Source organism: Mycobacterium sp. P4_H6, assembly GCF_056400845.1.
In genome coordinates this window covers 65896-86402 of the sequence record NZ_JBFUKN010000004.1, presented here as the reverse complement: position 1 = coordinate 86402, position 20507 = coordinate 65896, and the positions used below count along the sequence as shown (strand labels likewise).

The following is a 20507-nucleotide window of genomic DNA, read 5'->3' as shown; positions in this document are numbered from 1 at the left end:
GAAAGCAGGTGCACGATGAACAGCAGTCCGCGGGTGGTCGACCATATCGTCGACCGGCTGGTCGGCTACGGTATCGGCCACATCTTCGGGGTCGACGGCGCCAATATCGAGGACCTGTACGACGCCGCCGCTCCCCGTGACGGCCTCACCGCCGTACTGGCCAAACACGAGTTCTCCGCGGCGACGATGGCTGACGGCTATTGCCGGTCCGGGGCGTCGCTGGGCGTGGTGGCCGCAACTTCCGGTGGTGGATGCCTCAATCTCGTTGCCGGCTTGGCTGAGTCGTACGCCAGCGGGATACCGGTGCTGGCGCTGGTGGGTCAGCCGCCCAGCGCGCTGGACGGTCACGGCAGCTTTCAGGACACCAGCGGACACAACGGCGCGCTGGACGCGCAGGCGCTTTTCGCGGCGGTCTCCGTGTACTGCCGCCGCATCCTGGAGCCCGGTGACATCGTCGACGCCCTACCCGCGGCCGTCGCGGCCGCGCGTCGCGGCGGRCCCGCGGTGCTGTTGCTGCCGAAAGACATTCAGCAGAGCCGGATCAACACTGCTGGTGGTGAGGTGCCGGACTGTGCATACGTGGGAGACCCGGCCGTGTTGGCCGAGCGGCTCCGCCACGCCCGCGGACCGGTCACCATCATCGCCGGGCAACAGGTGGCCCGCGATGACGCGCGCGACGAACTCGAACGACTACGCGCGACCCTGCGGGCCAGGGTGGCCACCGAGCCGGATGCCAAGGACGTCAGCGGAGCGCCGGGGCTGGGCAGCTCATCGGCACTGGGCATCGTGGGCGTGATGGGCCACCCCGGAGTGGCCGAGGTCATCGCGGACAGCGCGGTGTGCCTGTTGGTGGGGACCCGGCTGCCGGTCACCGCACGGGCCGGGCTCGATGCGGCGCTGGCCCCGGTATCGGTGCTCTCCATCGGGTCGGCGACCCCCCACGTGCCCAGCGTGCATGTGCGGACGGAGGATCTGCGGGCCTCACTGGCTTTGCTCAACGCGGCACTCTCGGGTGCGGGGAGGCCGGTCGGTATCACTGTGCCCGAGAGCATCCCGCATCGAGAGCTGGATCCTCCCGCCCACCGGGGCCCCGGCATCCGCTACCGCGACGCCATCACCGCACTGGACCGCGCGCTGCCCGACGGCACCGATGTGGTGGTCGACGCCGGCAACGGCGGCGCGTCGGCGATCCACCTGCTGCCGGTACGGCGGGGCGGGAGATTCCTCGTCGCACTGGGGATGGGTGGCATGGGATATAGCTTCGGCGCCGGCATCGGCATGTGCTTCGCGCGGCGCCGCCGCACCGTCATCATCGCCGGCGACGGTTCCTTCTTCATGCACGGTCTGGAACTGCACACCGCGATCCAGTACCGGTTACCGGTCACACTGGTGCTGTTCAACAACAATTCCCACGCCATGTGTGTCACCCGCGAGCAGCTGTTCTACGGAGATCGATACAGCTACAACCGATTCACCGAGAGCCGCCTCGGTGCGGGGCTCGCCGCGATGTTCCCCGGCCTGCCCTCGCAGGATGTCGACGATCCCGCAGTGCTGCCGGACGCCTTGCGCGCGGCACTGGACGCCGATGGACCCTCGGTGCTCAGCATCGGGTGCTCCGCCGACGAAATACCCACGTTCGCACCGTTTCTCACCACACAGGAGGTTGGCGCCCATGTCCCTGCCCGCACTTGACGATATCGCCGAGCCGATCGACGGATTGGTGCGCATCGAGTCCTCGCCCAGAGAGCGCGCGACGCCGATCATCATGGAGATGATGCGCTCGGTCTATCCGCACGACCAGGTGTTCGGCGCGTTCTGCACCGTGCACAGCTATGTCGATTGCCCGCCGGCCGAACTGTTCGAATACCTCTCGGACACCCGCTCGCTGGAGGAATGGACCTACAGCCTGCGCGGTTTCGTCCGTACCGAGGAGCCGGGTCTGTGGCTGGCCTATGACCGACTGGGCTCGGAGACCAAGATCTTCACGCGCACCGTGACCGACCGCGCCGCGATGACCGTCGACTACCACTGCGCCTGGGATCAGGGTCGCCACCTGTGGATGGTCTACCTGATGCGGGTGGTCGACGCCCGGGTGGTGCTGAACAAGCCGGGATCGGTGGTGTTGTGGACGAATTGTCACCACCCGTTCTACGACGACAACCCGTACCCGGAAGCGGCGCCGCCGCAGCGCCCGGTGTGGGTCGGGGACTTCTGGGACATGTTCGGCGCCGGCCACGAACTGGAGCTGCGCAACCTCAAGGAGATCGCGGAGTACCGGCACCGCAACGGCTTGCCGGTCACCCCCGCCTGGATGAAGGAATCCCGATGACCGCAGCCACTCCCGTGAGCCTTCTGGATGTCGCCACTTACCTGCCGGGCGAACCGATCGGTGCGGACTACTACCTGCAATTTCAGGCGCAGGGCGCGACATCCGATGGCCTGCGCGAGAACCTGATGTTCCGGGCACCCGCCTTCCGGCATCACGTCGCACCCGAGGAGAGCGCCACCGATATGGTCGAGCGGGCCGCCGCCGGATTGGTCGAGCGGCACGGCGCCGATGCGCTGGCCGGCGTCGACGTGCTCATCACCCACACCCAGCTGCCCGATATGCCGTTCTACGGTGGCGGCGGCGCCATTGCGCACCGGCTGGGTATGAAACCCGAATGGGTGCTCGACCTGCACAACGGTGGCTGTGCCGCATTCGTGCTTGGGCTCAAGCTCGCCCGCAATCTGCTGGCTTCCGGGCAGGGGCGCACCGCTTTGGTCGCCGTGGTGCAGAACGCGGCCGGACAGATCTTCGATCAGCAGACCGTTCGGTGCAAGGCCCAGGCGGCGGTACCCGGTGACGGCGCCGCGGTCGGTCTGGTGGCCTGCTCGGATCGGTCACCGATACTCGATGTCGAATGCCGCACCTACGGCGAGTTCGCCGGCGACATGACCATCGCGGTCGACCCGCCCCGCAAGTGGTGGGCGGCCGGTCCGGGGGAGGGCTGCATCGGCTTCACCGAGTCCAAGATCACCAAAGTGCTCGCCAGGGGCAACCGGCAGGTTCCCGAGGTGTCCTACGCGGTATGTGACCGGATCGGTGTGGCGCCCAGGGATATCGACATACTGGTGACCAACCAGCCCAACCGGGTATTCCTGCGTAACTGGCGGGAAGCACTCGAACTGCCCGCCGAACGGCACGTCGACACCTTCGACGAATGCGGCAACTTGTTCGCTGCGGGCATCCCGGTCAACCTGGACCGGGCGGTGACCGATGGCCGGGTCGGCGTGGGGGACACCGTGCTGATGGCCGCCTTCGCGCACGCCGGGGACTTCGCGGGCGCCGCTGCGGTCCGTTGGGGTGGGCGATGAGTATGCCGCGACCGGAGCCTGCCGCGCGCTGCGTGGATCTTCCGGCCGCGGTCGATCCATCGGCACTGTCGCTGAACGAGAACCCCTTCCCGCCACTGCCATCGGTGCAGTCCGCGCTGATCCAGGCCGTGGGGTCGGCCAACCGGTACCCGGAGTTCCTGCCGCTGCGCATGCGGTCGCTGATCGCCGCCCAGATCGGTATCCGCGACGAGCAGGTGGTGATCGGCGCCGGCGCCACCGGAGTGATCCTGCAGGTGCTGCAGGCCCTCACCGAACCCGGCGATGCCGTCGTGCTGACAGCACCGACCTTCGACGGGTACCCGATCCTCGCGCAGATGGCGCGACTACGGTCGGTGACGGTGCCGCTGAATGTGCACGGCCACCACGATCTCGACGCGATGGCCGATGCCGCCGGCACCGCACGGGTGGTGGTGCTGTGCCGGCCGCACAATCCGACGGGAACCATCGAACCGGCAGCAGATGTCGAGCGTTTCCTGCACCGCGTCGGGACGGACGCCACGGTGCTGCTCGACGAGGCCTATGTGGAGTTCCTGGCCCCGGCGGAGCGTGTCGATGCCCGGGCACTGGTATGGCGTTTCCCGAATGTGGTTGTCATCCGGACGTTCTCGAAAGCCTACGGACTGGCCGGGCTGCGGATCGGATACGGCATCTGCGCGCCGGATCTCGGCCGCCGGTTGTGGAGCATGCAGTTGCCTTTCGGGACCGCCTTGACAGGACTGGTCGCCGTCGCGGCGTGCTACCGGGCCGAAGACGAACTCCAGCACCGGATCCGGATCATCGGCGCGGAGCGCAGGCGGCTGCGCGCCCAATTGTCCCGGCTCGGCGTCTACAGCACCGATGCACGCGCCAACTTCGTCTATCTGCCCGGAGGCCGGCCCTGGCCCGAGGTGTTCGACCGCGCCGGTCTGCGGGTGCGGCACTACGCCGACGGCGGGGCACGCGTGAGCGTCGGCACCCGGCAGTCGACCCGCGCGGTGCTGGCCGCGGTGAGCACCGCGGCGCTCCGATAAGGGAAAAGCCCAGCCGGTGCGGTAAGAAAGGTCATGCCCTCACATCCCGGCAAACGTGACCCGATCACGCTGGCGCGCGCGAACTGGGAACGCGCCGGCTGGGGGGAGGTGGCCGACGGCATGGTCGCGGTGACCTCGGTGATGCGGGCCCACCAGATTCTGCTGGCCCGGGTCGAGAACGCGCTGCGACCCTACGACCTGAGTTTCTCCCGGTTCGAACTGCTGCGCCTGCTGGCGTTCACCCGCAACGGTGAGCTGCCCATCACGAAGGCCTCCGACCGGCTGCAGGTCCACGTCACCAGCGTCACGCACGCCATCCGCCGGCTGGAGAGCGACGGCCTGGTGGAACGTCTGCCGCACCCCACCGACGGACGCACCACCCTGGTACGGCTCACCGAATTGGGCCGCTCCACCGTCGAAGACGCCACCGAGACGCTCAACAAGGACGTCTTCGCCGATATCGGTATCTCCACCGACGAATCGCGGTCGCTGGCAACCTCGATCGAGACGCTGCGCCGGCACGCCGGAGATTTCTGAGGCGGTCTACGCCGAGGGCAGCGGGATGGTGGCGGTGACCGTGGTGCCGGCATCCGGCCGGGAGCGGATATGCAGTCTGCCGCCGACGATCTCGGCGCGTTCGGCCATCGACAACAACCCGTATCCGCCCATCTCGTCGCTGCCCAGCGGGTGCTCGAAGGTATCGAATCCGACTCCGTCGTCGACGATTTCGAGGCGCGCGAGGTCGTCCCTGACGCTGTAGGTCAGCTTCGCGCGGGTGGCCTGCGCGTGCTTGACGACGTTCTGCAGGCATTCCTGGGCGATCCGGTACAGCGCCAGTTCGATGTGATCGGGCAGCCGGTCCTGCGCGAGGTCGACGTCGATGGCGGGCTCGGGTATCGACCGGGCCAGACTCGCCAGACCGCCGGCCAGCCCCAGATCATCGAGCACCGGTGGACGCAGCCCCCCGATCGCGGCGCGGGCCTCCTGCAGTGTCAGGTCCACCAGTTCGCGGGCCTTGGCGAGATGATCCGCGGCGACGTTCGAGGACGCACCGGCCTCGGCGGCCACTGCACGGGTGGCCGCGTCCAGCCAGTAGGACAAGGTGACGAGGCGCTGGGAGATGCCGTCGTGGATGTCGCCGGCCAGCCGACGGCGTTCCAGTTCCTGGGCTTGGATGACCTGCTCGACGAAGTTCTCGTGGGCGCGTTCGCGGGCCACGAGCTGGCGGTGCAGCCGGGCCTGGTGCAGCGCCCCGGCGATCAACCGCCCGATCACCAGCAGCAGTTCGACGTCACGCGGGGTGAATTCGCGCCGGTGCACGGTATGCACGTTGAGCACCCCGACCAGCCCACCCGGGTCGGTCTCCATCGGCACCGACACCATCGAGGTGAAATCCGAGCCGCGCAGCGACTCGAACGGCAGATAGCGCGGGTCGGATTCCTTGTCGTGGCTGATCACCACCGGCTGCCGGTTGCTGGCCACCCAGCCGGAGATGCCGCTGCCCAGCGGCAACCGGATCTTGCCGACCTCGCTGTCGAAGGGTGGGGTGGCTCCGGTGAGTGTGAGCGAGCGATCGGTGTCGTCGAGGACGTGCACGAAGCAGACGTCGGTGGCGGTGGCATCGGTGATCATCCGGGCGGCGGCCGCGGCCAGCGGCTCCACTCCCGGCCCGCTGGAGGTCGCCTGGATCAGTTCGCGCAGCAGCGCCAGTTCACGATCGGCGGTCAGTACGTTGCGGCGGGCAGTCACTGGTAGATCCCCTCGCGCAGCGCGGTGGCCACCGCACCGGTGCGGTCACTGACGCCGAGCTTGCGATAGATCGAGCTCAGGTGGGTTTTGACCGTCTCTTCGCCGATCACCAGCTTGCCGGCGATGCCACGGTTGGACAGCCCGTTGACCACGTAGGACAGGATCTCGCTCTCGCGCTGGGTCAGGCCCTGCCGGACGCCGGGCCAGAACTCGTCGCGCTGCAGACGGGCGGCGGTGTCGGCGGCGCGGGCAGCCATGCTGGGGTCGATCGCGGTCTGCCCCCGGTGCGCGAACTCCAGCTGGCGCACCAGTTCGTCACTGCTGATGCTCTTGAGCAGGTAGCCCGACGCCCCGACCCGCAGCGCCTGGAACAGATATTGCTCATCGTCGTAGACCGACAGCATCACGACCTTGCGGTCGGGATCCCGTTCGCGCAGGGTCAGGCACAGATCCAGGCCGCTGGATCCCTGCATGCGGACATCGCACAACACGATGTCGGGTTGCAGCTCCTGCACCACGGTGACGGCCTGTTCGGCGCCGATGGCCTGCCCTACGACCTCGACCCGGTCCCCGAACGTCAGCAGCATCGCCTTGAGGCCCTCGATGACCATCTCGTGGTCATCGACCAGTACGAGGCGCAGGGGGCTGGGGGGCGCCATGGCATCACCTTAGAGGTGGCGACCCACCCGCCTCCGAACTTTGGCAAGCCCGACTTGGCCTGCCCAATCCCCCTTACGGGGGACGCGGGCGGTATGTGATGTGCGCCACTCTGTGGGACATGTCCACGCATGAGGAAAAAACATGGCCCGCCGCCGGTCAGTTCTGGTGGCATGGCGACGAGCCCGACGACCCGGCCGCCTACCCGCTGCACGCGGTGGTGTTCGACCTCGATGCTCTGTCCGACATGGACCTGGAAGGGCATCGCGTGGTGTACAACGCGGCGTTCGCGTCGCTGGGGCTGGACCTGCAGTGGAGCGTCGGGCGCTACCAGCGGCTGATGGCGCTGCCGGACGAACGCCAGCGGGTAGCCGCCGAGCTGCGCAAACGGTGCGTGGGCACGGAGTGCGATGTGCTGGTCAACCTGCTCGTCGACGAGATCTGCGCCGCCAAGGACATGATGTTCGAGGAGATGATCCTGGACGCCGGTCTGACCCCGCGCCCGGGTCTGGTGGACCTGGTGATGGACGCCTTCGTCGCGCATATCCCGGTCAGTGTGGTCACGACCGGACGGCGCAGCTGGGCCGAGCCGTTGGTACGCCAACTCGTCGGTGAGGGTCTGGTGGAATCCGTGGTGACCGCCGACGACGTCACCGGACCGAACCTGTTCGGTCACGCACTCGCCGAACTCGGCGTCGCGCCCCACGATGCGCTGGCGGTGGCCGGTTCACCGGCCGGGTTGCGCGCCGCGAACGCGGCGGGCCTGGCCACGGTCCTCATCGATGCCGACGCCGGACGCGGACGGGCGGCCGCCGCGGTGCGCTCCGGGTACAGCGACACCGGGGATGCGTTGCGGCTGGCGAACTGTCGACGGCTACACGCCCGGTGGTGGGATCAACACACTCCGTCGGCGGCTTAGCCGTTGCGGATGTACTCGATGACGGCGCTGAAATCTTTGTCGCCGTGGTCGCGAGCGAACTCGGCGTAGATCTCAGCGGCGTGACTGCCCAGCGGCGCCGCCGACCCGGTCGAGGTCACGGCGGCCATCGCCAGACCCAGGTCCTTGTTCATCAGAGCTGTCGCGAACCCGGGCTTGAAATCGTTGTTGGCCGGTGAGGTGGGAACGGGCCCGGGGACCGGGCAGTTCGTGTGCACCGACCAGCAGTTGCCGGTGGCGCCGGTGATGACGTCGAACAACGACTGCTTGTCCAGACCGAGCTTCTCGGCGAGCACGAATGCCTCGCCGACGGCGATCTGCTGAACCGCGAGCACCATGTTGTTGCACACCTTCGCGGCCTGGCCCGCACCGCAGTCACCGCAGTGAATGATCTTGCCCGCCATGGCTTCCAGCACCGGGCGGCCACGCTCGACAGCCTCGGTGTCGCCGCCGACCATGAACGCCAGCGTGCCGGCCACCGCGCCCTTGACGCCACCGGACACCGGCGCGTCGAGCTGGGCGAAACCGTGGTCGGCTGCCAGCTTGTGCACGTCGCGGGCGTCATCGACCGAGATGGTCGAGCTGTCGATGAACAGGGCGCCCTCGGCGGCCTTGGGCAGGATCTCGGCGTAGCAGCTCTTCACCAGCGCGCCATTCGGCAGCATCGTGATGACGACATCGGCCCCGGCCACAGCCTCGGCGCCGCTGTCGAAGACACTGGCGCCGTTGGCCTTCGCAGCGTCCTTGGCTGCGGCGACGGGGTCGAAACCCTGCACGGCATGCCCGGCCGCCAGCAGGTTGGCGGCCATCGGGCCGCCCATGTTGCCCAGTCCCAGAAAAGCAACGGTGCTCATCTTCTGCCTCACCTCTCGTTAGCCGGCGGCCTTGGCCCGGGCAGCTTCTGCCCGGCCGATGACCACGCGCATGATCTCGTTGGTCCCCTCAAGGATGCGGTGCACCCGCAGATCCCGGACGATTTTCTCCAACCCGTATTCCTTGAGGTAGCCGTAGCCGCCGTGCAGTTGCAGGGCCTGATCGGCGACCTCGTAACAGGTGTCGGTCACATAGCGCTTGGCCATCGCGCACAGCGTCACCTTGTCGGGGTGATTGCTGTCGAGAGCAGATGCCGCCCGCCACAACATGTTCCGGGATGTCTCCAGGCCGGTGGCCATATCGGCGAGCGCAAACCGGATGGTCGGCTCGTCGAGCAGCGACCCGCCGAAGGCCTGGCGGTCGGCCAGATAGGCCACCGTCTTGTCGTAGGCGGTCTGCGCGCCGCCCAGCGAGCACGCCGCGATATTGATGCGGCCGCCGTTCAGCCCGTTCATCGCGATCCCGAACCCGGTGCCCTCGGTGCCGCCCAGCAGCGCCTCAGCCGGCACCCGGGCACCCTCGAAGACGACCTGAGCGGTGGGCTGGGCGTTCCAGCCCATCTTCTGCTCGGCGGCGCCGAAACTCACGCCCGGCGTGTCCTTCTCGACGACGAACGTCGAGATACCGCGGGGCCCGTCGGCGCCGGTGCGGGCCATCACCACATACAGGTCCGAGACACCCGCCCCGGAGATGAACTGCTTCACCCCGTCCAGGACGTAATGGTCACCGTCCCGAACGGCCTTGGTGCGCAGCGCCGCCGCGTCCGATCCCGCTTCGGGCTCGGTGAGGCAGTAGCTGGCGATGGACTCCATGGACGCGAGCTTGGGCACCAGCGTCTTGCGCTGCTCGTCGGTGCCGAAGCTGTCCACCATCCAGGCACACATGTTGTGGATGGACAGGAACGCGGCGATGGTCGGGTCGGCGGCGGCCAGCGCCTCGAAGATGCGCACCGCGTCCAGGCGGCGTAACCCGCTGCCGCCGGCGTCCTCGGCACAGTAGATTCCCGCCATGCCCAGTTCGGCGGCCGCCCGCAGCACATCGGTCGGAAAGTGATGGGACTCATCCCATTCCAACGCGAACGGCGCAATGCGTTTCTCCGCGAAGGCAGCCGCCGTCTCGGTGATGACGCGCTCGTCATCATCCAACTCGAACACCGGCACCTACTTCATGGTGGGGATGACGAACTCGGCGCCATCCTTGATGCCGGAGGGCCAGCGCTCGGTGACGGTCTTGACCTTGGTGTAGAACTGGATCGAGGCGGGTCCGTGCTGGTTGAGGTCGCCGAATCCGGACCGCTTCCAGCCACCGAAGGTGTGGTAGGCCACCGGGACCGGGATCGGCACGTTGACTCCGACCATGCCGACCTGCACGCGGGAGACGAAGTCGCGGGCGGCATCACCGTCGCGGGTGAAGATCGCCACACCGTTGCCGTATTCGTGCTTGGTGGGCAGTTCCAGGGCCGCTTCGTAGTCCTCGGCGCGCACGATGCACAGCACGGGCCCGAAGATCTCGTCGGTGTAGATGGACATGTCGGTGGTGACGTGGTCGAACAGGGTGGGCCCGATGAAGTAGCCGCCTTCGAGGCTCTGGTCGTCGAAGGTGAGTTCGTCGGTGGCGCGTTCGCGGCCGTCGATCACGATTTCGGCGCCGGCGTCCACGCCCTGGCCGATGTAGTCGCGGACCCGCTCCAGCGCGGCGCCGGTGACCAGTGGGCCGTAGTCGGCCTTGGGGTCCAGGCTGTGCCCGACGCGTAGTTGGTTGACGCGCTCGACGAGCTTGGCGCGCAGGCGGTTTGCGGTTTCCTCGCCGACCGGTACCGCGACGCTGATGGCCATGCAGCGCTCACCGGCGCTGCCGTAGCCGGCGCCGATCAGGGCGTCGACGGCCTGGTCGAGGTCGGCGTCGGGGAGCACGATCATGTGGTTCTTGGCGCCACCGAAGCACTGTGAACGCTTGCCGTGCGCGGCGGCGGTGGAGTAGATGTACTGCGCGATGTCGGAGGACCCGACGAATCCGACGGCCTGGATGTCTGGGTGGGTGAGGATGGCGTCGACGGCTTCCTTGTCGCCCTGGACGACCTGGAAGACGCCCGGGGGCAGCCCGGCCTCGATGAACAGCTCGGCCAGGCGCAGCGGGACCGAGGGGTCACGCTCGGAGGGTTTGAGGATGAACGCATTTCCGCAGGCCAGGGCGGGCCCGGCCTTCCACAGCGGGATCATGGCCGGGAAGTTGAACGGGGTGATGCCCGCGACGACGCCGAGGGGCTGGCGGATCGAGTACACGTCGATTCCGGTGCCTGCGCCTTCGGTGAACTCGCCCTTGAGCAGGTGCGGGATGCCGATGGCGAATTCGATGACCTCGATACCGCGCTGGATGTCGCCCAGCGAGTCGGCGACGGTCTTGCCGTGCTCGATGGACAGCAGCTGGGCCAACTCGTCGGCGTTCTGGTTGACCAGGTCGACGAAGCGCATGAAGACCCGGGCGCGGCGCTGCGGGTTGAACCCGGCCCACACCTTCTGGGCTTCTACCGCGTTGGCGACGGCGGTCTGCACGTCGGCGGTCGAGGCCAGCAGTACCTGGGCCTGGACCTCGCCGGTGCTGGGGTTGAGCACATCGGCAGTGCGGGTGGATGCGAGGGTGCTGCGCTCGCCGTTGATGAAGTGCGGAATCTGTGTGGTCATGACGTCCGTCCAAGGGGTGAGCAGAATTCAGGAGCCCGGCGCACGGCCGAGATACTTGCATATCCTAGTAATTGGTTTCGGGGTTTGGCAAGGACTGTTTCTGGGGCAGGGACCGATCAGTAGTAGGCGCGCAGTTGCTCGACGAACGCGCGGGTGTCCGCCCAGGGTGTGCACGCGCCGCGGCGCGTAGCCCGCGGGGCACAGGTGCATCTCCGTCGAATCATCTTCCAGCACAAGGAAGTGTGGCCAGACCCTCGGACAGGTAGATCGATGTACGTTCGCGGTCGTCGAAGAGCAGGCCGCCGTCGACGTGCAGGGTCGGCGTCATCTCCCCGGCGCCGGGGGAATCTTGAACCCGGCGCCATCGGTGACCGACAGTCCCGTGGGTGAAACCTGTCGGGCTACTTCTTGAGGCCGAGCGGGCCCGCCAGTTCGGTCAGCGTCGGGATGAGCTTGTCCCAGCCGCCGAGCACCTGGATGGCCACGTGATCCGCCCCGGCCTCCAGATGCTGGTGCAGTCGCGCCGCGACGGCACCCGCGTCGCCGTGTGCCACCACCGCGTCGATCAGTCGGTCGCTGCCGGGCTTGGCGATGTCGTCCTCGGTGAAACCGAGCCGACGCCAATTGTTCAGGTAGTTGCTCAAATTCAGGTAGAAGTCGACCGCCCCACGGCCGACCTCCCGGGCCTCGTCCGCGGCAGCATCAGGGTCCTCGCGCAAGCGCTCGTCCGGCGTGAGCACCACCTTGTGCTCGGGCGCCAGGAAAACGGTGTTCCCGATCAGGTTGTGGGCCTGGCCGGTGTGCTGGGGTGTGGTCAGGTAAGGGTGGGCGCCGGCACTGCGGGCGGCCGCCAGCTTGAGCACCTTGGGCCCCAGCGCGGCGATCACCCGGCGGCTGGTGGGCACCTTCTTCGCGTCGAGGGCGTCGAGGTACTCGACCAGCACGTCATAGGGTTTGCGGTACTCCTCGGTGTGCTCGGGGTGGCCGATGCCGATGCCGAGCAGGAACCGGCCGGGAAAGGCCTTCTCCACGCGGTGATAGGCCTCGGCGACCTCTTCGGCGTCGGCCGTCCACACGTTGACGATGCCGGTCGCCACCTGCAGGTTCTCGGTGGCCTCCAGTAGCGGCTCGACATAGTTGAGATCGCCCTTGGGGGATCCGCCGATCCACAACGCCCCGTAGCCGAGTTTCTCGATCTCGGCGGCCTGATCGGGCTTGGGGACGCCGAATGTCCAGACGCCGTAGCGGCCGAGGTCGGGTTTGAGCGTGACAGCGTCAGTCATGTGATGTCCTTAATTCCGGGTCCGGGTTACTGCAGGCCGAGTGGCCCGGCCAGTTCTGCAAGCGCAGGCACCAGCTTGTCAGTACCCGTCAACACCTGAACCGGAACGTGGTCGGCGCCGGCGCTGAGATGTTCGCGCAGTCGTGCGGCGATGGCCTCGGTCGTGCCGTACGCGACGACCGCGTCGACCAGCGCGTCACTGCCGGGTTTGGCCACGTCCGCATCGGTGAAGCCCAGCCGCTTCCAGTTGTTGAGGTAGTTCGCGAGATTCAGGTAGACCTCAAGCGCGTTGCGACCCACCTCGCGTGCCTTCGCGGCGTCCGTGGTGAGTACCACCTTGTGCTCCGGGGCAAGGAAGGCGTCGGCGCCGATGAGCTCGCGGGCCTGACGGGTGTGCTCGGGGGTGGTGAGGTAGGGGTGGGCGCCGGCGCTGCGACGCGCCGAGAGCTTCAGCACCTGCGGGCCGAGAGCCGCCACCACGATGCGGTCCTTGGGCACACCGTGCTGATCCAGCTCGCCAAGATAGTCGTTGAGCGCGTCGTAGGGCTTCTTGTACTCGGTGTGCGCCTCGGGGTGGCCCACGCCGATCCCGAGCAGGAACCGGCCCGGGTACTCCTTCTCGATGCGATGGAAGGACTCGGCCACCGGGGCGGCCGCCGCGGTCCAGATGTTGACGATGCCGGTCGCGAGCTGGATGGAATCGGTGGCGCCGAGGATCGGGTCGATCCACTCCAGCTCGGCCGGCGGCGAACCGCCGGCCCAGATCGCGCCGTAACCGAGGCCTTCGATATCGCGTAGTTGTTCCCGCGAGAGCTGCTGCCACTGGCTGTAGTGACCGAATACGCCGAACGTGCCCAAGTCTGGTTTGCTCATGGTCAGGTCAACCTCGGGCGAAACCGTGCGCATTCCGATCCGCGCACATTGATTCGAATTACTCGGTGCCGGCTGCCGAGAGTTCACCCGGCGTCGGTGTGACGGGCGCCGGGGCGACCAGCGGGAGACAGACCGCGAACCGGGTGTCGCCCGGCTTGCTCTGCACCGAGATGTTGCCGCCGTGCTTCTCCACCACGATGCGCCAGGCCAGATCCAGGCCCAGCCCGGTGCCCTCACCGAACGGCTTGGTGGTGAAGAACGGCGTGAAGATCCGCTCGATGACGTCCTCGTCGATGCCCGGGCCGTCATCGCAGATCTCGACCCGGATCATCTGGTCGTTCTCCCGCGAGGTGCGGATGGTCAGCGTCCCGTGCCCGTCCATCGCCTGAATCGCGTTGTCGATGATGTTGGTCCACACCTGATTGAGATCGCCTGGGTAGCACTGTAATTCGGGGAGTGTCTTGTCGAGGTCCTTGACGAGGGTGACCGGTCGGCCCTTGCCCTGATGTCCGATTTTGTCGCCGAACATCATGATGGTGCTGCGCAACAATTCGTGGACATTCGCGCTGCCGTAGGCTCCGCGGTCCATCTGCGAATACTGCTTGGCGCCGGCCAGCAGTGCCGATATCCGCTTGCTCGCCTCGGCGATCTCGTTCATCCGAAGCTCGTTGTCGATGGTGTACTTCAGCCACCCGACCGCGGCCTGCAGCGACGCTGTCGCGTCGACGGCGTCGACGGAGGTCAGCACCTTTTCCAGCCAGTCGGTGTCCAGGCCGGCCTCGACGAACGTCGGTGCGTAATCCCAGGCCCCGATGATGTCGTGGTCCTCAAGCCAATCGCCGATCGCGTCCTCGCGGTCCGACGCTTCGAGGGCCGTGAGTTCGACATCGCGGTTCTTGGCGACCTGCTCGGCCACGTCGTCCTGAATGCGGACCAGCACCCGCAGCGCCTCGGGGCTGAACTTGCCGTCCGCGAGCATCGACAGCTTGTGCCGCATCTTGCCGACCGTCTCGCGCAGATCCGAGACGGCGCGCGCGGTAGCGGCGGCCGGGTTGTTGAGCTGGTGGGTCAGGCCCGCCGTGATGGTGCCCAGCGCGAGCAGTTTCTCGCGTTGCCCGATGATCTGGCTCTGCCTGCGGCCGCCGACCAGTTGGCCCTCCATGAGATGGACCGCCATCGGGAACTGATCCCGCATGAACTGGGCGAAGTCATTGGAGTCCAGGACGAAGCACCGCGAAGGCTTGGTCAGCCGTACCGACGCCTGGTAGGTCTGCTCCTCACCGGGAATGTAGGCCGACCACGCGCCGAAGTACACGCCGCGCTGCGAGGTGCGGTTGGTCTGGATGTCGACGCCGCCGGAGCGCTTCGACATGATGAGCTCGCCGTCGATCATCACGTAGAAGCACGTTGCGGGTTCGCCCTCCTTGCTGAGCGGCCCGGCCGGGAAGATCTCGATATGCCCGGCCTCGCAGAGGATGTCCAGTTGTTCATCGGAGAGGTCCTCGAACAGGAAGAGCGTGCGAAGTTCGTCGCGGATGCACTCCTCCTCATGGGACAGCACGTCTTCTTGGGACAGGACACCGTCGGGTGAGCTCATGGTCGTCTTTCCTCTCGGCCGGAAGGTCAGGCTTCCGCCAGATACCTGTGCACCAACATCACTGCCATCGAGCCTTCGCCGACTGCGGCGGCCACCCGCTTGGCGGATTCCGATCGCACGTCACCGGCGACGAACACGCCGGGAACGCTCGTTTCCAGGTGGTGCGGAGGACGATCCAGCGTCCAGCCGACCTTGTCGCGGAGATCGGGCCCCGACAATATGAAGCCGTTGTCGTCGCGGGCTATTCCCGCTTCCTCGAGCCATTCCGTGCGGGGGGTCGCCCCGATGAAACAACACATTCGGTTGCACGGGACGGGTTCGGTTTCCCCGGTCCGCTTGTCGAGGAGAACCAGCCCGGAGAGGAAGCCGTCGCCCGGGGTGATGTCGACGACCTCGGTGCAGGTCCGGACCTTGATGTTGTCGGTCCGGTTGATGCGGTCCACGAGGTACTGCGACATCCCGGCCTCCAGCGACGAGCCGCGGATCAACATCGTCACCGACTTGGCCGTCTGCGACATGTACATCGCCGCCTGGCCTGCCGAATTTGCGCCGCCGACGATGTAGACGTCCTCGCCCGCACATTCGTTGTTGTCGGCCACCGAAGCGCCGTAGTAGACACCGCGGCCGATRTAGTTGTCCCCGGGGGCGTCGGGATTTTCCCAACATCCGGTGATCTCCAACTGGCGGTAGTCCACGCCGGTGGCGAGGATGACCGCACGGGCACCGATCGTCTGGTCGTCGTTGAGGTGGATGGTGTGGGCCGCGCCGATCCCACCGGTCTTGAGCCGGCCGGCCTCCTGGGTGGTGATGACTTCGGCGCCGAACCGTTCGGCTTGCCGCCGTGCGGTCGTCGTCAGCACGGCACCCGCGACGCCGTTCTCGAAGCCGAGGTAGTTCTCGATCTTCGAGCTGCGGCCCGCCTGGCCGCCGGTGGTCGCCTTCTCGATGAGCACGGTCTTCAGGCCTTCGGAGGCGCCGTACACCGCGGCGGCGAGGCCGGCGGGACCGCCGCCGATCACCGCGAGGTCATACATGTCCAGGGAGGGACTGGTGGACAGCCCGAGCAGCGCCGCGAGTTCCGCGTCGCTGGGTGCGACCATCGTGTGACCCTTCTCGGTGATGACCACCGGAAGACGGCTGTCGTCGAGGCCCGCGGCCTGCAGCAGCTGTTGGCCCTTGGGCTCGTCGGCGTTCACGCTGCGGAACGAGTACTCGTTGCGCGCCAGGAACTGGCGCACCTCCCAGGAACGGTCGTTGTACCGGTGCCCGATGACCTTGGTGTACGGCATGCCGCGGTCGCCGACCGAGCGCCACTCCTCGAGAAGCCCGTCGATCACGGGATAGAGCTTCTCCTCCGGGGGATCCCACGGCTTGAGGAGATAGTGGTCCAGGTCCACGACGTTGATCGCGTCGATTGCTGCGTGGGTGTCGGCGTAGGCGGTGAGCAGCACCCGGCGGGCCATCGGGAAGAACTCCATCGCCTTTTCGAGGAACTCGATACCGCTCATCTGCGGCATCCGGTAGTCCGCGACGAATACGGCGACGGTGTCGCCGCGCAGCTTCAGCTCCTTGAGGGCCTCCAGGGCGTCGGCACCGGATTCCGCACGGATGATGCGGTAGCGCTCGCCGTAGTGGCGGCGCAGGTCGCGGGCCACCGCACGGGAGACGGCCGGGTCGTCATCGACCGTCAGGATTGCGGGTAAACGGGGTTGGTTCTCAGATCCGGGCATCGCATATAAGTATGCGCCGCTGGTCTGACGAATTTCTGCCCAGATGTCCGGTCCGGCCATGGCATCGCCCAGGGCGAACACGTCACCATCGCGGACTTTTCTAAACTTCGAGGATGACCATCCTCGAATTCTCCGACTCCGTCACCGTCGCGCTGGCCCCCGAAGAGCTCTACGCGCTGGTGTCCGATGTCACCCGGATCGGGGAGTGGAGCCCGGTGTGCAAGGCGTGCTGGTGGGACGATCCCGCTGCCGGAGCCGTGGTCGGGGYGTGGTTCACCGGCCGCAACGTCTTGCCGGAGCGCACCTGGGAAACCCGCAGCCAGGTGGTCGCCGCGGAACCGGGCCGCGAGTTCGCGTGGGAGGTGAACAACGGCTGGGTGCGCTGGGGTTTCACCGTCGAACCCGACGGCGCCGGGTCTCGGCTGACCCAGCACTGGCGGTTCCTGCCCAAGGGCATCGAAGGGTTCGGTGAGCGTTTCGGTGCGGACGCCGACGCGCAGATCGCCGAGCGTTCCCGGCTGGCGCTCAGCGGTATCCCGGCGACGCTCGCGGCCATCAAGGCGACCGCCGAGGGGTAGGGGGCTGGGTCAGTCGTTCTGCGGATCAGAGGACGACTGACCTGCCCGAACCGCGAGGGCATCGGCCACCGCGCTGAACTCGACCAGGGCGGCGGTGAGATCGTCGACGATTTCCTGGGCGATAATCTCCGGCGGTATTCCGTCGTCGAGGTCGGCCGCCGAGGGGTCCTTCAGCCAGGTGATATCGAGGTTCGCCTTGTCCCGACTGATGAGCTCGTCATAATCATAGGGGCGGAAGCGCTCCGATTCGATGCGGGCGGCGCGGTCGTCCGGGTTGAACGCTTCGATGAACGGCGCGAGGTCCGCGTCACGCATCGGCCGTTGCTTGAGGGTGAAGTGTGAACCGGTCCGCAGGTCGTAGACCCAGAGATTGTCAGTCCAGGGCTTTCCGGGGCGGGCCTGTTTGCGGTCGAAGAAGATCACGTTGGCTTTGACGCCGCCGGCGTAGAAGATCCCGGTCGGCAGGCGCAGCAGGGTGTGCACGTCGTACTCGGCCAGCAGTCGTCGTCGGATGGTTTCACCGGCGCCGCCTTCGAAAAGGACGTTGTCGGGGACGACCACGGCGGCGCGACCGTCGATCTTCAGGGTGGTGGCTATGTGCTGGACGAAGTTGAGCTGCTTGTTGGTGGTGGTGACCCAGAAGTCGGGGCGGCTGTAGGCGATGTCTTCGCGTTCGGCCCGGCCGTCCTCGCCGACGACGGTGACCGAGGATCTGCGGCCGAACGGTGGATTGGCCAGCACCATCGAGACCGGGTCCTGCTTGGTGGCCAGCGCGTCCCGGACGGTGATCACGGGATCGCCGGTGGCCCGTCCGATGCCGTGCAGATACATGTTCATGGTGCCCAGCCGGGCGGTGGCGTCGACGAGTTCGACGCCATTGACCATCTGTCCCTCACCGAGGGCTTTGCGCTGTTCTGGGCGCATTGCAGCCGCATGGTGGTTGTTCAGATAGTCGACGGCGGCGAGCAGGAACCCACCGGTGCCGCAGGCCGGATCGTTGATGGTGTCCGACGGGGACGGCCGCATCACCTCGACGATGGCATTAATCAACGTCCTCGGCGTGAAATATTGGCCGGCACCGGATTTGACGTCCGAAGCAGACTTCTGCAGCAGACCTTCGTAGGCGTCGCCGTTCAGATCTCCGCCGATGGACCAGGTTTTCGTACCGATCAAGTCCACGATCAGCTTCCGCAGTAGCGCAGGTTCCTGAATTCGGTTCTGCGCCTTGCGGAAGATCACGCCGAGGTTGGTGCTCTCCTTGCCGAGTTCACTGAGTATCCGGCGGTACTCGTCTTCGAGAGCCAGCCCGTCGAGTTCGGCCAGCCGGTCCCACGAAATGCTCAGCGCCTCAGGCAGAATCTGCTCGCGACGAAGCCCCTTCTGCCGTTCGTCGGCCATCTTCAAGAACAACAGGTAGCTGAGCTGTTCGACATAGTCGATGTTGGAGACTCCGGCATCGCGCAGGACGTCGCAGTAGCTCCACAGGCTGTCGACAAGGCGGCGCAGTTCGGCGTGATTCGACACCCGCTGAGGCTAGCCGGTCGGCTGAACGCAGGCCTCGATGCGGCACAACAACCGCAGATGGGGGTCCGCGTCGGGGGTCACCCGCTCGGCGATGACGCGGTACTCGCTTGCGCGTTGCAACAGTTCTTCGAGGTCATCGAGGAGCCAGTCGGGAACATAGCCGAGGGGATCATCGGTCTGGGCGCATACGAGTTGGGCGCGCTTGTTGACGGGGTTGTCGGCGTCGGCGCGGAGCTGTAGTTGATCGCCGGGTTTGACCCGGCTGAGTGCATCCGCCGAGCCGTCGATGTGTCGGACGCCAGAGGCCAGGAAACGGCTCACAACGCAGCCGTTCTGGTCGGCTGAGAAGTCATCGACGAGATGAAAGGTGTCGGTCGCCCGTGGGCCACCGGTGCGGGCCAACAGTTCCATCGGGGTTTCGAGGCCAACGGCGTCGATGCCGATCGCATCCAGGTAAGTCGGATACGACGGTCGTTTCTTCGACATGAGCCGGTTGACGAAGAATGCCGGCAGCGCATCGGAGACGTAGGTCTTGCGCACGTCGGGGAACTGCACCAACGGGTGGAAACCGTCGGCACTGGCACCGGCGGTGTACTCGAATGCGTACCGGCCGTCCACCAGTTCGGAGAGCACGCCGACCCTGATGAACTGCCGAGTGTCGGGGTTCTGCCAGATCAGAAACAGCCGCTGCCGGATATCGATGGCCGGCGCGATCGCGGTGCGCGACGATGGGCTAGTGGTCATCGATGATCCTTTCTTTGTTGAGGGCGAGTAGCTTGGCCCGAAATCTACGCCCGGGGTCTGACATCAGGTCGGCCGGAATCTGGTCGAAGATCCCCGCCACGTCTTCCGCGGTCGTTGCTGCGAGTCTACTGCGCCAGTGCGCGTGAACTGCGTCTCCGGCGAGGCGCAGTGCGGCGTCAGCCACGTCGACCAGCGATGGCCTGCCTGCGAAATGAAAGCTCGCGCCGCGTTCGCTCCACTTCGCGAGCCGCACGTCGTCGGTTGCCAACACGGTCACTTTGGCTTCGGGCTCCTGGAAGCCCAGAGCGTTTCCATGATCGAATGACGGAGCAAGGAGTAGTGATCCCGATCTGTTGATCGCCGCCCAGTTCTCGTGATGGCGGTCGCGGCCGCTTACCCACGCGTCGAGCATCAGGTACCCGGCCCAGGCGTCAAAGCCGGTCATGATCGGTGATTCACACTGTGTTGGCGCTGCGACGCCGGTGAGCGCGGCGCGTACCGCTTCGACGGTGTAGCCGGGGTTTTCGCGAGGCGCGGTGGCGTCATACTTCGCATCCACAAGTGCGAGCAGCTCGTTTCCGTGCGTGAGCTGTTCACGGTCGTGCCAAACGGCGCGAGACAATGACCCGCGGCGACCTGCGAAAGTCCCTGGAATCGCAATAGCAGTTGGGACTTCGATAAGTTCGGCCAATTGGTGTACCGCCCATTCGGCCCAGTCTTCACCCCTAACGTTGGACCCATCCGGATCGCAGCGGGCGAACTTGAAAAGGTATTCGCGCTCGTCGGGGCCGATGATCCAGAACTTCTCTTTGCCGCCCAACGGTTCTGCACTGCGGCTGTCCGTATCCTGTAGCCAGTCGTCGATAGTGACGGACTTCCATCGGGCCGGCACGG

19 protein-coding genes are annotated in these 20507 nt (G+C 66.7%); 7 read left to right on the top strand and 12 right to left on the bottom strand.

What is annotated here, in order from left to right; translation table 11 throughout:
• Window positions 1–15 precede the first annotated feature (15 nt).
• Genes AC1DTF_RS03045 through AC1DTF_RS03025 form a run of 5 tightly spaced genes read left to right on the top strand, consistent with a single transcriptional unit; the run spans window position 16 to window position 4925 of the window.
• On the top strand, window positions 16–1692 hold the full coding sequence (locus tag AC1DTF_RS03045; RefSeq protein WP_477472987.1) for a thiamine pyrophosphate-binding protein: 1677 nt from the start codon (window positions 16–18) through the stop codon (window positions 1690–1692).
• Window positions 1673–2329, top strand: coding sequence for a hypothetical protein (locus AC1DTF_RS03040; protein WP_057167072.1), 657 nt, complete (start codon window positions 1673–1675; stop codon window positions 2327–2329). The genes AC1DTF_RS03045 and AC1DTF_RS03040 overlap by 20 nt, the downstream gene beginning before the upstream one ends.
• Window positions 2326–3357 (top strand): 3-oxoacyl-ACP synthase III family protein, encoded by a 1032-nt coding sequence (locus AC1DTF_RS03035; RefSeq protein WP_477472986.1) that lies wholly within the window; start codon window positions 2326–2328, stop codon window positions 3355–3357. Before AC1DTF_RS03040 ends, AC1DTF_RS03035 begins: the two co-directional genes overlap by 4 nt.
• Window positions 3354–4388 carry a pyridoxal phosphate-dependent aminotransferase gene (locus AC1DTF_RS03030; protein ID WP_477472985.1) on the top strand — a complete coding sequence of 345 codons (1035 nt, stop codon included), beginning with the start codon at window positions 3354–3356 and terminating at the stop codon, window positions 4386–4388. The genes AC1DTF_RS03035 and AC1DTF_RS03030 overlap by 4 nt, the downstream gene beginning before the upstream one ends.
• A 33-nt stretch (window positions 4389–4421) precedes the next feature.
• Window positions 4422–4925, top strand: a complete 504-nt coding sequence (locus AC1DTF_RS03025; protein WP_057167075.1) for a MarR family transcriptional regulator — start codon at window positions 4422–4424, stop codon at window positions 4923–4925.
• A gap of 6 nt (window positions 4926–4931) precedes the next feature.
• On the opposite strand, the gene AC1DTF_RS03020 is transcribed toward AC1DTF_RS03025, so the two are convergent.
• Window positions 4932–6137, bottom strand: coding sequence for a GAF domain-containing sensor histidine kinase (locus tag AC1DTF_RS03020; RefSeq protein ID WP_477472984.1), 1206 nt, complete (start codon window positions 6135–6137; stop codon window positions 4932–4934).
• On the bottom strand, window positions 6134–6796 hold the full coding sequence (locus AC1DTF_RS03015) for a response regulator (protein ID WP_057167077.1): 663 nt from the start codon (window positions 6794–6796) through the stop codon (window positions 6134–6136). Before AC1DTF_RS03015 ends, AC1DTF_RS03020 begins: the two co-directional genes overlap by 4 nt.
• A 119-nt stretch (window positions 6797–6915) precedes the next feature.
• Here AC1DTF_RS03015 and AC1DTF_RS03010 point away from each other — a divergent pair, with 119 nt between their 5' ends.
• The gene (locus tag AC1DTF_RS03010; RefSeq protein ID WP_057167078.1) at window positions 6916–7713 is read left to right on the top strand and encodes an HAD family hydrolase; all 798 of its coding nucleotides are present in this window, start codon (window positions 6916–6918) and stop codon (window positions 7711–7713) included.
• Here the strand turns inward: AC1DTF_RS03010 and mmsB are convergent.
• The 7 genes from mmsB to AC1DTF_RS02975 form a co-directional block, all read right to left on the bottom strand.
• Window positions 7710–8585, bottom strand: a complete 876-nt coding sequence (gene mmsB / locus AC1DTF_RS03005; RefSeq protein ID WP_477472983.1) for a 3-hydroxyisobutyrate dehydrogenase — start codon at window positions 8583–8585, stop codon at window positions 7710–7712. The genes AC1DTF_RS03010 and mmsB overlap by 4 nt on opposite strands.
• An 18-nt stretch (window positions 8586–8603) precedes the next feature.
• A complete protein-coding gene (locus tag AC1DTF_RS03000; protein ID WP_477472982.1) occupies window positions 8604–9758 on the bottom strand; it encodes an acyl-CoA dehydrogenase family protein in 1155 nt (384 codons plus the stop codon).
• 6 nt (window positions 9759–9764) lie between these two features.
• Window positions 9765–11285 (bottom strand): CoA-acylating methylmalonate-semialdehyde dehydrogenase, encoded by a 1521-nt coding sequence (locus AC1DTF_RS02995; protein WP_477472981.1) that lies wholly within the window; start codon window positions 11283–11285, stop codon window positions 9765–9767.
• A 401-nt stretch (window positions 11286–11686) separates the two neighbouring features.
• The gene (locus tag AC1DTF_RS02990; RefSeq protein WP_057167082.1) at window positions 11687–12568 is read right to left on the bottom strand and encodes an LLM class F420-dependent oxidoreductase; all 882 of its coding nucleotides are present in this window, start codon (window positions 12566–12568) and stop codon (window positions 11687–11689) included.
• Between the two features lie 26 nt (window positions 12569–12594).
• A complete protein-coding gene (locus AC1DTF_RS02985; protein ID WP_477472980.1) occupies window positions 12595–13440 on the bottom strand; it encodes an LLM class F420-dependent oxidoreductase in 846 nt (281 codons plus the stop codon).
• A 58-nt stretch (window positions 13441–13498) separates the two neighbouring features.
• A complete protein-coding gene (locus tag AC1DTF_RS02980; protein ID WP_477472979.1) occupies window positions 13499–15037 on the bottom strand; it encodes an ATP-binding protein in 1539 nt (512 codons plus the stop codon).
• A 26-nt stretch (window positions 15038–15063) separates the two neighbouring features.
• Window positions 15064–16767, bottom strand: coding sequence for an FAD-dependent oxidoreductase (locus AC1DTF_RS02975; protein WP_477472978.1), 1704 nt, complete (start codon window positions 16765–16767; stop codon window positions 15064–15066).
• 113 nt (window positions 16768–16880) lie between these two features.
• Between AC1DTF_RS02975 and AC1DTF_RS02970 the strand changes: the two genes are divergently transcribed.
• Entirely contained in the window at window positions 16881–17345 is a 465-nt protein-coding gene (locus AC1DTF_RS02970; protein ID WP_477472977.1) for an SRPBCC family protein, read from the top strand.
• A gap of 9 nt (window positions 17346–17354) precedes the next feature.
• Here AC1DTF_RS02970 and AC1DTF_RS02965 read toward each other — a convergent pair whose 3' ends face one another.
• From AC1DTF_RS02965 to AC1DTF_RS02955, 3 genes are read right to left on the bottom strand one after another with little or no spacing between them, the layout of a single operon-like run.
• Complete coding sequence (locus AC1DTF_RS02965; protein WP_477472976.1) at window positions 17355–18869, bottom strand: class I SAM-dependent DNA methyltransferase; 1515 nt, start codon at window positions 18867–18869, stop codon at window positions 17355–17357.
• A gap of 9 nt (window positions 18870–18878) precedes the next feature.
• On the bottom strand, window positions 18879–19613 hold the full coding sequence (locus AC1DTF_RS02960) for an HIRAN domain-containing protein (protein WP_477472975.1): 735 nt from the start codon (window positions 19611–19613) through the stop codon (window positions 18879–18881).
• Window positions 19603–20505, bottom strand: coding sequence for a hypothetical protein (locus AC1DTF_RS02955; RefSeq protein WP_477472974.1), 903 nt, complete (start codon window positions 20503–20505; stop codon window positions 19603–19605). Before AC1DTF_RS02955 ends, AC1DTF_RS02960 begins: the two co-directional genes overlap by 11 nt.
• Between the last annotated feature and the right edge of the window lie 2 nt (window positions 20506–20507).

Coding starts and splice junctions, on each gene's coding strand:
- AC1DTF_RS03040 (WP_057167072.1), top strand. CDS start 1,673: ATGTCCCTGCCCGCACTTGACGATATCGCCGAGCCGATCGACGGATTG.
- AC1DTF_RS03035 (WP_477472986.1), top strand. CDS start 2,326: ATGACCGCAGCCACTCCCGTGAGCCTTCTGGATGTCGCCACTTACCTG.
- AC1DTF_RS03030 (WP_477472985.1), top strand. CDS start 3,354: ATGAGTATGCCGCGACCGGAGCCTGCCGCGCGCTGCGTGGATCTTCCG.
- AC1DTF_RS03025 (WP_057167075.1), top strand. CDS start 4,422: ATGCCCTCACATCCCGGCAAACGTGACCCGATCACGCTGGCGCGCGCG.
- AC1DTF_RS03015 (WP_057167077.1), bottom strand. CDS start 6,796: ATGGCGCCCCCCAGCCCCCTGCGCCTCGTACTGGTCGATGACCACGAG.
- AC1DTF_RS03010 (WP_057167078.1), top strand. CDS start 6,916: ATGTCCACGCATGAGGAAAAAACATGGCCCGCCGCCGGTCAGTTCTGG.
- mmsB (WP_477472983.1), bottom strand. CDS start 8,585: ATGAGCACCGTTGCTTTTCTGGGACTGGGCAACATGGGCGGCCCGATG.
- AC1DTF_RS02995 (WP_477472981.1), bottom strand. CDS start 11,285: ATGACCACACAGATTCCGCACTTCATCAACGGCGAGCGCAGCACCCTC.
- AC1DTF_RS02990 (WP_057167082.1), bottom strand. CDS start 12,568: ATGACTGACGCTGTCACGCTCAAACCCGACCTCGGCCGCTACGGCGTC.
- AC1DTF_RS02985 (WP_477472980.1), bottom strand. CDS start 13,440: ATGAGCAAACCAGACTTGGGCACGTTCGGCGTATTCGGTCACTACAGC.
- AC1DTF_RS02980 (WP_477472979.1), bottom strand. CDS start 15,037: ATGAGCTCACCCGACGGTGTCCTGTCCCAAGAAGACGTGCTGTCCCAT.
- AC1DTF_RS02960 (WP_477472975.1), bottom strand. CDS start 19,613: ATGACCACTAGCCCATCGTCGCGCACCGCGATCGCGCCGGCCATCGAT.